The organism is Cupriavidus sp. USMAHM13 (genome assembly GCF_001854285.1).
GTDB lineage: Bacteria > Pseudomonadota > Gammaproteobacteria > Burkholderiales > Burkholderiaceae > Cupriavidus > Cupriavidus malaysiensis.
In genome coordinates this window covers 3,730,522-3,742,965 of sequence record NZ_CP017751.1, presented here as the reverse complement: position 1 = coordinate 3,742,965, position 12,444 = coordinate 3,730,522, and the positions used below count along the sequence as shown (strand labels likewise).

The 12,444-nt window shown below is 70.4% G+C and carries 11 protein-coding genes; 10 read left to right on the top strand and 1 reads right to left on the bottom strand.

The window, feature by feature from the left end:
- Positions 1-63: 63 nt before the first annotated feature.
- Positions 64-1,128, bottom strand: coding sequence for a CDP-6-deoxy-delta-3,4-glucoseen reductase (locus BKK81_RS16525; RefSeq protein WP_071015135.1), 1,065 nt, complete (start codon positions 1,126-1,128; stop codon positions 64-66).
- A 9-nt stretch (positions 1,129-1,137) separates the two neighbouring features.
- Between BKK81_RS16525 and BKK81_RS16520 the strand changes: the two genes are divergently transcribed.
- From BKK81_RS16520 to hutG, 10 genes are all read left to right on the top strand, one after another.
- Complete coding sequence (locus tag BKK81_RS16520; protein ID WP_071015132.1) at positions 1,138-2,124, top strand: NAD-dependent epimerase/dehydratase family protein; 987 nt, start codon at positions 1,138-1,140, stop codon at positions 2,122-2,124.
- A 342-nt stretch (positions 2,125-2,466) separates the two neighbouring features.
- Positions 2,467-3,423, top strand: a complete 957-nt coding sequence (locus BKK81_RS16515) for an ABC transporter substrate-binding protein (protein ID WP_071015130.1) — start codon at positions 2,467-2,469, stop codon at positions 3,421-3,423.
- Positions 3,424-3,438: 15 nt separating this feature from the next.
- Positions 3,439-4,311: an ABC transporter permease gene (locus tag BKK81_RS16510; RefSeq protein WP_071015127.1), complete on the top strand. Its 873-nt coding sequence runs from the start codon at positions 3,439-3,441 to the stop codon at positions 4,309-4,311.
- Entirely contained in the window at positions 4,308-5,096 is a 789-nt protein-coding gene (locus BKK81_RS16505; RefSeq protein ID WP_071015125.1) for an ABC transporter ATP-binding protein, read from the top strand. Before BKK81_RS16510 ends, BKK81_RS16505 begins: the two co-directional genes overlap by 4 nt.
- A gap of 4 nt (positions 5,097-5,100) precedes the next feature.
- Positions 5,101-5,877, top strand: coding sequence for a histidine utilization repressor (gene hutC / locus BKK81_RS16500; RefSeq protein WP_071015122.1), 777 nt, complete (start codon positions 5,101-5,103; stop codon positions 5,875-5,877).
- A gap of 191 nt (positions 5,878-6,068) precedes the next feature.
- Entirely contained in the window at positions 6,069-7,781 is a 1,713-nt protein-coding gene (gene hutU, locus BKK81_RS16495) for a urocanate hydratase (RefSeq protein ID WP_071015120.1), read from the top strand.
- Positions 7,778-8,446, top strand: coding sequence for a HutD/Ves family protein (locus tag BKK81_RS16490; RefSeq protein WP_083384140.1), 669 nt, complete (start codon positions 7,778-7,780; stop codon positions 8,444-8,446). The genes hutU and BKK81_RS16490 overlap by 4 nt, the downstream gene beginning before the upstream one ends.
- A gap of 2 nt (positions 8,447-8,448) precedes the next feature.
- On the top strand, positions 8,449-9,717 hold the full coding sequence (gene hutI, locus BKK81_RS16485) for an imidazolonepropionase (protein WP_071015117.1): 1,269 nt from the start codon (positions 8,449-8,451) through the stop codon (positions 9,715-9,717).
- Positions 9,714-11,108 carry a formimidoylglutamate deiminase gene (locus BKK81_RS16480; RefSeq protein WP_071015114.1) on the top strand — a complete coding sequence of 465 codons (1,395 nt, stop codon included), beginning with the start codon at positions 9,714-9,716 and terminating at the stop codon, positions 11,106-11,108. Before hutI ends, BKK81_RS16480 begins: the two co-directional genes overlap by 4 nt.
- Positions 11,109-11,155: 47 nt before the next feature.
- Positions 11,156-11,983, top strand: a complete 828-nt coding sequence (gene hutG, locus BKK81_RS16475) for an N-formylglutamate deformylase (RefSeq protein ID WP_071015112.1) — start codon at positions 11,156-11,158, stop codon at positions 11,981-11,983.
- Positions 11,984-12,444: the final 461 nt, after the last annotated feature.

The window sequence follows — 12,444 nt, the reverse complement described above, 5'->3', positions numbered from 1 at the left end:
CGGTCCCGGGCATCGCGGCCGTGCTGTTGCGTGAAGGGGACGCCTGCGCCTGCGCCGGGGCGCTCAGGCGGCCGGCTTGTCGCCCGCCGGATGCAGGTCCGCTTCCGAGGTGAACGAGTCGGCGAAGAAGGCGTCCTCATGCAGGCGGCACGTCGAGGTGAAGTCGCGGCGGGCGGCGTTGACCATCACCGGCGCGCCGCAGGCGTACACCTCGTGGCCGGACAGGTCCGGGTGGTCGGCCATCACTGCCTGGTGCACGAAGCCCGTGCGGCCCTGCCACTGATCCTCGGCCAGCGCATCGGACACCACCGGCACGTAGCGGAAGTTGGGCAGTTCCCGCGCCCATTTCTCGCACAGCGCGTGCAGATACAGGTCGCGCGGGCGTCGTCCGCCCCAGTACAAGGTCATCGGCCGGGTGATGCCGGTGTAGGCGGCATGCTCGACGATGGCCTTGATCGGCGCGAAGCCGGTGCCGGAGGCCAGCAGGATGATGGGCTTGTCCGACTCCTCGCGCAGGAAGAAGCTGCCGAGCGGGCCTTCGAAGCGCAGGATGTCGCGCTCCTTCATGACCGGCGCACCTTCCTTGGCACCGAACACATAGTCGGTGAACACGCCGCCCGGCATGTGGCGGATGTGCAGTTCGAGCGGGCCTTCCTCGTGCGGCGGGGTGGCGATCGAGTAGCTGCGGCGCTTGCCGTCGCGCAGCAGGAATTCGACATACTGGCCGGCCAGGAACTGCAGGCGCTCGGTGGCCGGCAGTTGCAGCCGGACCACGACCACGTCGTCGGCAGCGCGTTCTAGCCCGACCACGCGGCAGGGCACCTTTTTGATAGGGATGTCGCCGGCGCCGTGTACTTCGCGGCACTCGATGGTGATGTCCGAGCTGGCCGTGGCGCAGCAGAACAGGGCACCGCCTTCGGTCTGTTCCTGCTGCGTCAGCGCGGAAGCGGCGTGATCGCCCTGGACCACGGAGCCGTTCACCACCTGGCCCTTGCAGGAGCCGCAGGCGCCGTTCTTGCAGCCGTAGGGCAGGCCGATGCCCTGGCGCAGGGCCGCGCTCAGGATGGTTTCGTCGGCTGCCGCCTCGAATTGGCGGCCGCTTGGCATGACGGTAACTTGATAAGCCATAATCACTTGATGAGCAAGAATCCTAAGCCTTCGCGCCTGCGGCGCCCGCGCCTGCTGATTGTCGGTTGTGGCGATGTGGGGGGGCGCTGCCTCGCACTGCTGGCGGCGCGCCTGCGCATCTTTGCCGTCACTTCCCAACCCGGGCGTCGCGACGCCTTGCGCGCGGCCGGCGCCGTGCCGCTGGTGGCGGACCTGGACCGGCCGGCAAGCCTGGCGCGCCTGCGCGGACTGGCCGGGCGGGTGCTGCACCTGGCGCCGCCGCCGCCGCAGGGCGAGGACGATCCGCGCACCCGGGCGCTGCTGGGCGTGCTGCGCCGCCGTCCCTGGCGGCGTGCCCGGCATGCCGGCGCCCCCCGCCGGGGCAAGCCCGGTATTCTACCCGAGCGGGCCGGGCACCGGGCGTTTGAACCGGGGCGGGCGGCCCGGCCGGCGCTGGTCTATGCCAGCACCTCGGGCGTCTACGGCGACCTCGGCGGCGCGCGCGTGGATGAGACGCGGCGTCTCAGCCCGACCACGCCGCGGGCACGCCGCCGGGTAGCGGCCGAGCGTGCCGTGCGCCGCTTCGGTGCCGCCGCCGGCTGGCGGGCCGGCATCGTGCGCATTCCCGGCATCTACGCCGCCGAGCGGCTGCCGCTGGCCCGCCTGGCGCGCGGCACGCCCGCGCTGGTGGCGCAGGAAGACGTCTACACCAACCATATCCATGCCGACGACCTTGCCCGCGTGCTGGTGGCTGCCCTGTTCCGCGGCCGGGCCCAGCGTGTCGTCCACGCCAGCGACGATTCCGAGCTGCGCATGGGCGACTACTTCGATCTCGTCGCCGACCGCCGCGGGCTGCCACGCCCGCCGCGCCTGACGCGCCGGCTGCTGGCCGAGCAGGTGGAGCCGAGCCTGCTGAGCTTCATGAGCGAGTCGCGCCGCCTCGACAACACCCGCCTGAAGCGCGAACTGCGCGTGCGCCTGCGTTACCCCACGGTGGCGGATTTCCTCGGCACCTGAGCCTCCCCCGGCGCTGGCCGGGCACGCCTCTTGCTGGGATTGCCGGGTTTGCCATTCCTGTCTATACAACACAGCTGGCGTGGTGCCGGTGCGCTTCGGAGCGGTGCGCGGGCACAGGGCCAGCGCCGGACTGGTGCACGATACGTGCCGCATACAGCATGACTTTCGGCTCATATCGGTTATTTCCCGGAAAAGCACCCGGGAAAGTCCGAAATTGTTTTGTATATACAGGCTTGCTAGATTGCCCGGAAACAGAAGGCGCCGCCGCGACGGCGCCGCCGCGGAGCACGCCGCCCGAAGGGGTGCCGGCGTTGCCCGCACACCAGCCTAGGAGAGCCAACCATGGGAATTCGCAGTCTTCGCCGTGCCGCCTGCGCGGCCTTCGTCCTGTCCGCGGCCGCTGGCGCCGCCCACGCCCAGAACACTCCGGTGACGCTGGGCATGAGCGGCTGGACCGGCTTTGCACCGCTGACGCTGGCCGAGCGCGCCGGCATCTTCAAGAAGCACGGCGTGGATGTGGAGATCAAGATGATCCCGCAGAAGGACCGCCACCTGGCGCTGGCCTCGGGAGCCATCCAGTGCGCCGCCACCACGGTGGAGACGCATGTGGCGTGGAATGCCAACGGCGTGCCGATCACGCAGATCGTCCAGCTCGACAAGTCTTATGGTGCCGACGGCCTGGCGGTGCGGGCCGACGTCAAGGGCTTCGCCGACCTGAAGGGCAAGACGGTCGGTGTCGATGCACCGGGCACCGCGCCTTACTTCGGCCTGGCCTGGATGCTGCGCAAGAACGGCATGACGCTGAAGGACGTGAAGACCGTCACGCTGTCGCCGCAGGCGGCCGCGCAGGCCTTCGTCAGCGGCCAGAACGACGCCGCCATGACCTACGAGCCCTACCTCTCCTCGGTGCGCCAGAATCCCGACAAGGGCAAGATCCTGGCTACCACGCTCGACTACCCGATGGTGACCGACACGCTGGGCTGCGCACCCAAGTGGCTCAAGGACAATCCCAAGGCGGCCCAGGCGCTGGTGGACAGCTATTTCGAGGCGCTGGAGATGATCCGCAAGGAGCCGGAAAAGTCCAACGAGATCATGGGAGCCGCCGTCAAGCAGACCGGTGAGCAGTTTGCCAAGTCGTCCGCCTACCTGCGCTGGCAGGACCGCGAGGCCAACCGCAAGTTCTTCGGCGGCGAGCTGGCCAGTTTCAGCAAGGAGGCGGCCGCGGTACTGCTCGAGATCGGCGTGATCCGCCAGGTGCCGGACGTGACGGCGCTGTATGACGCGCGTTTCCTGCGCTGATCGGATGGTGAGGCCATGACGCAAGCGCATACCGGTTCCTCTCCGGCCCCGGCACCACTGGCCGCCTCGGCCGTGCCCGCGGCGGCGTCCGTGCGGCGCCGCCATCCGTGGCTGGCGCCGCTGGTGCCGGTCTCGCCGCGCACGCGCTGGCTGCTGGGGCTGTCCTTCTTCGTGCTGTTCTTCGCCATCTGGGCGCTGGCGACGCTGGGCGGCTTCGTGCCGCGCACCTTCCTCGCCGACCCCCTGGCGATGGCGCACGAGGGCTGGCTGCTGTTCACGCAGTACGGCTTCCTGGGCGACATCGGCATGACCGTGTGGCGCGTGCTCGGCGGCTTCGCGCTGGCCGCGGTGCTGGCGGTGCCGCTGGGCATCCTGATGGGCGCCTACAAGGCGGCCGAAGCCTTCTTCGAGCCTTTCGTCTCCTTCTGCCGCTACCTGCCGGCCTCGGCCTTCATTCCGCTGCTGATCCTGTGGGCGGGCATCGGCGAGACACAGAAGCTGCTGGTCATCTTCATCGGCTCCTTCTTCCAGATCGTGCTGATGGTGGCGGTGGCGGTGGGCGGGGCCCGCCGCGACCTGGTCGAGGCGGCCTACACGCTCGGCGCCAACAGCCGCGGCATCGTACGCCGGGTGCTGATTCCCGGCGCCGCGCCGGAGATCGCGGAGATCCTGCGCCTGGTGCTGGGCTGGGCCTGGACCTACGTGATCGTGGCCGAACTGATCGGCTCGTCCTCGGGCATCGGCCACATGATCACCGACAGCCAGGCGCTGCTCAATACCGGCCAGATCATCTTCGGCATCATCGTGATCGGCTGCATCGGCCTGGTATCGGACCTGTTCTTCAAGCAGGCCAACCAGCGCCTCTTTCCCTGGAGTGCGATCCAATGAGCGCCTTGTCCATCCAGCAGGTCTCGCGCAGTTTCCCGAGCCCGCGCGGCGCCGGCCACGCGCCGCTGCAGGCGCTGCAGCCGGTCGATTTCGAAGTGCGCGACAACGATTTCGTCACCATCCTCGGGCCTTCGGGCTGCGGCAAGTCGACCCTGCTGCGCATCGTGGCAGGCCTGGACTCGCCTTCCGGCGGGCGCGTGCTGCTCGACGGCCAGCCGGTGGTGGGCCCGGGCGCCGACCGCGGCATGGTGTTCCAGTCCTACACGCTGTTTCCCTGGCTGACCATCGAGCAGAACGTGCGCTTCGGCCTGCGTGAGCGCGGCATGAGCGAGGCCGAGCAGCGCGAGCGCAGCGACTTCTTCATCCAGCGCGTTGGCCTGCGCGGCTTCGAGCAGCACTTCCCCAAGCAGCTCTCGGGCGGCATGCAGCAGCGCACCGCGATTGCGCGGGCGCTGGCCAACGACCCCAAGATCCTGCTGCTCGACGAACCCTTCGGCGCGCTCGACAACCAGACGCGCGTGCTGATGCAGGAACTGCTGCTCGGGATATGGGAGGCCTCGCGCAAGACGGTATTATTCGTCACGCACGATATCGACGAGGCCATCTTCATGGCCAACCGGGTCGCGGTCTTCTCCGCGCGGCCGGGTCGGATCAAGAGCGAGATCGCGGTGGATTTCCCCCATCCGCGCCACTACACCATCAAGACCTCGCCGGAGTTCTCTACCCTGAAGGCCCGGCTAACCGAGGAAATCCGTGCCGAGGCCCTGGCCGCGGCCGAGCATTGAACGTATGAACCAAACCGCCGGCGCCAATGCGCGCCCGTCGCGCGCGCAGCACGAAGCCGCGCCCGCTGCCCGCTACCAGCAGGTCAAGGAATACATCGCGCGCCAGATCCAGAGCGGCGCGTGGCGGCCGGGCGACCGCGTGCCTTCCGAACAGGAACTGGTCAACCAGTTCAATGTGTCGCGCATGACGGCCAACCGCGCGCTGCGCGAACTGGCCGAGCAGGGCAGGGTGGTGCGGGTGGCCGGTGTGGGCACCTTCGTGGCCGAGCACCGGCCGCAGTCGACGCTGCTGTCGGTGGTCAACCTGCAGGACGAGATCCGCATGCGCGGCCACGACTACGCCTGCGACGTGGTGCTGGTCGAACGGGTGGCGGCCTCGATCGAGGTGGCGGCGGCGCTCGAGCTGCACACCGGCGAATCCGTTTTCCACTCGGTCTGCGTGCATCGCGAGGACGGCGTGCCGGTGCAGCTCGAAGACCGCTATGTCAATCCGCGCCTGGCGCCGGCCTTCATCAGCCAGGATTTCAGCCAGACCCAGCCGGGCGAGTACCTGCTGCGGCACGTGCCCTACGATGAAGTGGAGCATGTGGTCGACGCGATTTCGGCCACCCCCGAGCAGGCGGCCCTGCTGGACATGCCGCCGGCCCAGCCCTGCCTGCTGCTGACGCGGCGCACCTGGACCCATGGCACGCCGGTGACCTTCGTGCGCTGCCTGCATCCCGGCAACCGCTACCGCCTGGGCAGCCGTTTCCGCGCCGAGGGCAATCCGGCTTTCGGGTGATGCCCGGCCGGTGTCCCGATTCCGCGGATTTGTGACGAATTTGCGATCCAGGACGCCAGACTCCGGGTAGACCCCTAGACGGATTTTCCGCCGGTGGCATGGATTCACCGGACGATTTGGTTTAACCTGTATATACAGGAACATACAGGCACCGCGAGGCTGTCGCGGCCGCCCTATCAAAGGAGCCCCAGATGAACGCCAACGAGCAACTCTTCCAGCATGCCGTCACCCAGCGCGGACCCCGTGAGATCCGCGCGCCGCATGGCAGCCAGCTGCACTGCCGCAACTGGCTGATCGAAGCCGCCTACCGCATGATCCAGAACAACCTCGATCCCGAAGTGGCGGAACGGCCGCAGGACCTGGTCGTCTATGGCGGCATCGGCAAGGCCGCGCGCAACTGGGAGTGCTTCGACGCCATCCTGGACACCCTGCGCCGCCTGGGCGAGGACGAGTCGCTGCTGGTGCAGTCGGGCAAGCCGGTCGGCGTGTTCAAGACCCATGCCGACGCGCCGCGCGTGCTGATCGCCAACTCCAACCTGGTGCCGCACTGGGCCACCTGGGACAAATTCAACGAGCTCGACCGCGCCGGCCTGATGATGTACGGCCAGATGACCGCCGGCTCGTGGATCTACATCGGCTCGCAGGGCATCGTGCAGGGCACCTACGAGACTTTCGTCGAGGCCGGCCGCCAGCATTTCGGCGGCGACCTGTCGGGCAAGTGGATCCTGACCGCCGGCCTGGGCGGCATGGGCGGCGCGCAGCCGCTGGCCGGCGTGCTGGCCGGTGCCAGCGTGCTGGCCGTCGAGTGCCAGGAGTCGAGCATCGACTTCCGCCTGCGCACCCGCTACCTGGACAAGAAGGCCACCAGCATCGACGAGGCGCTGGCCATGATCGCCGAGGCCACCCGCAACAAGCAAGCCATCTCCGTGGGCCTGCTGGGCAATGCCGCCGAGGTGCTGCCCGAACTGGTCAAACGTGCCCAGGCCGGCGGCATGCGCCCCGACATCGTCACCGACCAGACCTCGGCGCACGACCTGGTCAACGGCTACCTCCCCGTCGGCTGGACGGTGGCGCAGTGGGAGGCGGCACGCAAGGCCGATCCCAAGTCGGTGGAGGCGGCCGCGCGGCCTTCCATCGTCGCCCACGTGAAGGCCATGCTGGCCTTCCAGCAGATGGGCGTGCCCACGCTGGACTATGGCAACAACATCCGCCAGGTCGCCTTCGACGAAGGCGTCGAGAATGCCTTCGACTTCCCCGGCTTCGTGCCGGCCTACATCCGTCCCCTGTTCTGCCGCGGCAAGGGCCCGTTCCGCTGGGTGGCGCTGTCCGGCGATCCCGAGGATATCTACAAGACCGACGCGAAGATGAAGGAGCTGTTCCCCGAGGACACGCACCTGCACCGCTGGCTCGACATGGCGCGCGAGCGCATCGCCTTCCAGGGCCTGCCGGCGCGCATCTGCTGGGTCGGCCTGGACGAGCGCCACCGCGCCGGCCTGGCCTTCAACGAGATGGTGCGCAAGGGTGAGCTGAAGGCGCCCGTGGTGATCGGCCGCGACCATCTCGACTGCGGTTCGGTGGCCAGCCCCAACCGCGAGACCGAGGCCATGCGCGACGGTTCCGACGCCGTCTCCGACTGGCCGCTGCTCAATGCCCTGCTCAACACCGCCGGCGGCGCCACCTGGGTCAGCCTGCACCACGGCGGCGGCGTCGGCATGGGCTTCTCCCAGCATTCCGGCGTGGTCATCGTCTGCGACGGCAGCGAGGCCGCCGACCGCCGCCTGGCGCGCGTGCTGTGGAACGATCCGGCCACCGGCGTGATGCGCCATGCGGACGCCGGCTACGACATCGCCATCGACTGCGCGCACGAGAAGGGCCTCGACCTGCCGATGGTGAAGGGCGCATGAGCATGCCCGGGGCCGCGCCGCCGCGCGTCTTCGCGCTGGCGGACATTGCCGCGACGCCGTGGAAGAACGGCGGCGGCCTCACGCGCGAGATCGCCGTGTGGCCGCCCGGGGCCGGCATGGACGACTTCGACTGGCGCGTCAGCGTGGCCGATATCGCCGCCGACGGTCCGTTCTCGGCCTTCCCCGGCATCGACCGCCAGATCGTGCTGCTGTCCGGCGCCGGCGTGCGCCTGTGCGCCGACGACGGCAGCTTCGACCATGCGCTGACCGACGCCGGCGAGCCCTTCGCTTTTTGCGGCGAGACCGGCGTGCAGGCCACCCTGGTCGACGGCGCCACGCGCGACTTCAATGTGATGACCCGGCGCGGCCGTTGCCGCGCGCGCCTCGTGCCGCGGCGGGGGCCCTTTGCGCTGGACGGCGGCCCGCAGGCAGTGTTGCTGCTGGCCGTGGCCGGCCGCTGGCTTGCCGCCGGTGAAGACGGCGCCGCGCCGCAGGCGTCGACCGCCGCGTTCGAGCTGGCGGCCGGTTCCGGCTGGCTTCTCGCCGGCGGCAGCCGGTCAGGCCGTCTCGCCCTGCGCCCTGACCCTGCCGACCCGGCGCAGGCGCCCGGCGTGCCGCTGTGCCTGCAATTGACAATGGAACCCGAACCGGAGACGGAGAGCTGAACATGATCCTGCCCAGCATCCGCACGGCGCCGTCCGCGGACGGCGTCTGGCACAGTTGCCACCTGCTGCCCGACGGCGATCCCGCGCACGCCATCCGCGATGGCGCGCTGGTGGTGCAGGACGGGCGCATCGCCTGGCTGGGTACGGCCGCGGCGCTGCCGCCGGCCTTCGCCGGACTGACCCGGCATGATGCCGGGCAGGCCTGGATCACGCCCGGCCTGGTCGACTGCCACACCCACCTGGTCTACGGCGGCCAGCGCGCCGACGAGTTCGCCATGCGGCTGGCCGGCGCCGACTATGCCGAGATCGCCCGCGCCGGCGGCGGCATCGTCTCCACGGTGCGCGCCACCCGCGAGGCCACCGAGGACGAACTGTTCGCCCAGTCCGCCGCGCGCCTGCAGCCTCTGCTGGCCGAAGGCGTCACCGCGCTCGAGATCAAGTCGGGCTACGGCCTGTCGCTGGAGGCCGAGCGCAAGCAGCTGCGCGTGGCGCGCCGCCTGGGCGAGGCCTGCGGCGTCAGCGTGCATACCACCTTCCTCGGCGCCCATGCCTTGCCGCCCGAGTATGCCGGGCGTGCCGACGACTACATCGCCCTGGTCTGCGACACCATGCTGCCGGCGCTGGCCGCAGAGGGCCTGGTCGACGCGGTCGATGCCTTCTGCGAATCGATCGGCTTCTCGCCGGCACAGACCGAGCGCGTGTTCGCGGCCGCGGCGCGCCACGGCCTGCCGGTCAAGCTGCACGCGGAACAGCTCAGCAACCTCGGTGGCGCCGCGCTGGCCGCGCGTCATCGCGCGCTGTCGGCGGACCATCTCGAGCATCTGGACGAGGCGGGCGTGGCCGCCATGGCCGAGGCCGGCACGGTGGCCGTGCTGCTGCCGGGCGCCTACTATTTCCTGCGCGACACCCACCTGCCGCCGATCGATGCCCTGCGCCGCCACGGTGTCCCGATCGCGGTTTCCACCGACCACAACCCCGGCACTTCGCCGGTCACTTCGCTGCTGCTGATGATGAACATGGCCTGCACCCTGTTCCGCATGACGGTGCCCGAGGCCCTGGCCGGCGTGACCGTCCACGCGGCCCGCGCGCTCGGCGCCGCAGACCGCCACGGCCTGCTGGCGCCCGGGCGCGTGGCCGATTTCGCCTTGTGGCGCATCGGCACGCCGGCCGAACTGGCCTACTGGTTCGGCCGCAACCCGCTGGCGGCAGTGGTGCGCCAGGGCCGTGTGTTCCCGGCCGCGGGCGCCGACTTCAACGGAGGCCGCCCATGAGCCAGGTCGCGCAACAGCGGCTGTTCGCCGCCGACGCCCTGCTGCCGTCCGGCTGGGCGCGCGATGTGCTGCTGGCCTGGGACGAGGCCGGCCGCCTGAGCACGGTGCAGGCCGGCGTGGCCGCGCCGGCCGGCGTGCCGCTCGCTGCGGGCGCGGTCCTGCCCGGCATGGCCAACCTGCATTCGCACGCCTTCCAGCGCGCTTTCGCCGGACTGACCGAGCACCGCACCGGCAGCGACGATTCCTTCTGGAGCTGGCGCACGCTGATGTACCGCTTCGCGCTGCGCCTGACACCCGAGGCGCTGGAGGCCATCGCCACCCAGCTCTATGTCGAGATGCTGCGCGCCGGCTACACCAGCGTCTGCGAGTTCCACTACGTTCATCACGATCCGGACGGGCAGCCCTATGCCGACCCAGCCGAGATGTCGTTGCGCCTGCTGCGCGCGGCCGAGCGCGCCGGCATCGGCATCACGCTGCTGCCGGTGCTGTACCAGACCGCCGGCTTCGGCGGCAGGCCGGCGCTGCCGGAGCAGCGCCGCTTCCTGCTTGGCACCGATGCCATGATGGGCTTGCTGCAGCGGCTGGCAGGCGAGTGCGATGGCGACCGCGCGCGCCTGGGGCTGGCGCCGCATTCGCTGCGCGCGGTGCCGCCGCAGGCGCTGGCCGAGGCCGTGGCGGGCCTGCATGCGCTGGATGCGCAAGCGCCGGTCCACATCCATATCGCCGAGCAGCAGCGCGAGGTCGATGAATGCCTGGCCACCACCGGCGCGCGTCCGGTCGACTGGCTGTTCGAGCATGCCCAGGTCGATGCGCGCTGGTGCCTGGTGCACGCTACCCACATGGACTGGGACGAGCGCCGCCGGCTGGCCCACAGCGGCGCGGTGGCCGGCATCTGCCCCACCACGGAGGCCAACCTGGGCGACGGTGTGTTCGACGCGGCCCCCTACCTGTCGCAGGGCGGCGCCTGGGGCATCGGCTCGGACAGCCATGCCAGCGTCAGCGTGGCCGAGGAACTGCGCCTGTTCGAGTATGGCCAGCGCCTGGCGCTGCAGCGGCGCAACGTGCTCGCATCGGAGACCCATCCCCAGGTGGCGGACCGCCTCTACCTGGAGGCCGTCGCCGGCGGCGCGCGGGCGGCCGGCCGCTCCGTGGCGGGGCTGGCTCCGGGCCAGCGCGCCGATTTCGTCGTGCTGGATGGCGCGCACCCGGCGCTGGCCGGGCTGGGCGGGGCGCAGGCACTGGCGGCCCATGTGTTCGCCAACCACGGTCATGAGACACTAGCGGACGTCCGCACCGCCGGCCGCAGCCGCGTGCGGCACGGCGTCCACCCGCTGCAGGCGGAGGCCGGCCGTGCCTTCGCCGCCGCGCGCGCCGGCCTGCTGACCGACTGAAACCGGCCGCGGCGGCCTCCGGGCCGCCGCACTCCACCGAGAACAAGATGTCCACCCAGCCTCTCTTTTCCACCGACAAGCCCGCTTTCACGCTGCACCGTGGCACGCGTCCGCTGCTGGTGTCGATGCCGCACGTCGGCACCTACGTGCCGGCTGCGCTGGCCGAGCGCTTCACCGACGAGGCGCGCACCGTGCCGGATACCGACTGGCACCTGGAACGCCTGTACGACTTCGCGCGCGAGATGGGCGCCTCCATCCTGGCCGCCACGCACTCGCGCTATGTGATCGACCTGAACCGTCCGCCCGACAACGCCAATCTCTATCCCGGGCAGGACACCACCGGCCTGTGCCCGGTCGATACTTTCGACAAGACGCCGGTCTACGCCGGTACGGGCGCCGGCCCGGACGACGCCGAGATCGCCGCGCGCCGCGATGCGGTCTGGCATCCCTATCATGCCGCGCTGGCCGGAGAACTGGCCCGCCTGCGCGCCGAGCATGGCACCGTGGCGTTGTGGGAAGCGCACTCGATCCGCTCGGTGCTGCCGCGCTTCTTCGAGGGCAGGCTGCCCGACTTCAACCTGGGCAGCGCCAACGGCGCCAGTTGCGACAAGGGCCTGGCCGATCGCCTGCTGGCCATCGCACAGGCCGTGCCGGGCCACACCGCAGTGCTCAACGGCCGCTACAAGGGCGGCCACATCACGCGCTTCTACGGCCAGCCGCAGCAAGGCGTGCATGCCGTGCAGCTCGAACTGGCGCAGTGTGCCTATATGAGCGAGCAATACCCCTTCGCCTACGACGCGCCGCGCGCCACTGCGCTGCAGCCGGTGCTGCGCGACATGCTCGGCACCATGCTGGCCTTCGTCGAAGGCAAGTAAGGCCGGAGATCGCGCCGGGACCCTGCCCTGCGGGCGGGGCGGCGACCGCGCAGGGCGCGCGTTGCCGTCCCCTCGCATAAGGAGGTCTTGTGCATGCCATCAGCTTTCCTTGCTTTACCTGAGGACCGGCCCTGCGCATACTGGCAACGCGCCGGGATGCCGACATCGGGCAAGGCAGGTCGGACAGGTTGCGGTTCCGCCGCCGTCAAGGCAGGCGGGGCCGGTGAGCCGGCCCGAGAGCCGGCCGCCGGGGCAGCCCGGAGGACTGTCGAGAATTTGCGGGGTTGAGCGGTCCTTCACCTGCCGGCGGCGGCATCCCGGCGCATCGGCTCCATCGGCTCCATCGGCTGCATTGCCTGGGTCAGCCCTTTCGACCGCATCGGCGGGCCGCCTGCCGCCACTGTCCCGCGGCAGCCCAACGGGCGATTCCCCTCCGCCTCCCAGGCCGCGCGCATGCACCG

Coding starts and splice junctions, on each gene's coding strand:
- BKK81_RS16525 (WP_071015135.1), bottom strand. CDS start 1,128: ATGGCTTATCAAGTTACCGTCATGCCAAGCGGCCGCCAATTCGAGGCG.
- BKK81_RS16520 (WP_071015132.1), top strand. CDS start 1,138: ATGAGCAAGAATCCTAAGCCTTCGCGCCTGCGGCGCCCGCGCCTGCTG.
- BKK81_RS16515 (WP_071015130.1), top strand. CDS start 2,467: ATGGGAATTCGCAGTCTTCGCCGTGCCGCCTGCGCGGCCTTCGTCCTG.
- BKK81_RS16510 (WP_071015127.1), top strand. CDS start 3,439: ATGACGCAAGCGCATACCGGTTCCTCTCCGGCCCCGGCACCACTGGCC.
- BKK81_RS16505 (WP_071015125.1), top strand. CDS start 4,308: ATGAGCGCCTTGTCCATCCAGCAGGTCTCGCGCAGTTTCCCGAGCCCG.
- hutC (WP_071015122.1), top strand. CDS start 5,101: ATGAACCAAACCGCCGGCGCCAATGCGCGCCCGTCGCGCGCGCAGCAC.
- hutU (WP_071015120.1), top strand. CDS start 6,069: ATGAACGCCAACGAGCAACTCTTCCAGCATGCCGTCACCCAGCGCGGA.
- BKK81_RS16490 (WP_083384140.1), top strand. CDS start 7,778: ATGAGCATGCCCGGGGCCGCGCCGCCGCGCGTCTTCGCGCTGGCGGAC.
- hutI (WP_071015117.1), top strand. CDS start 8,449: ATGATCCTGCCCAGCATCCGCACGGCGCCGTCCGCGGACGGCGTCTGG.
- BKK81_RS16480 (WP_071015114.1), top strand. CDS start 9,714: ATGAGCCAGGTCGCGCAACAGCGGCTGTTCGCCGCCGACGCCCTGCTG.
- hutG (WP_071015112.1), top strand. CDS start 11,156: ATGTCCACCCAGCCTCTCTTTTCCACCGACAAGCCCGCTTTCACGCTG.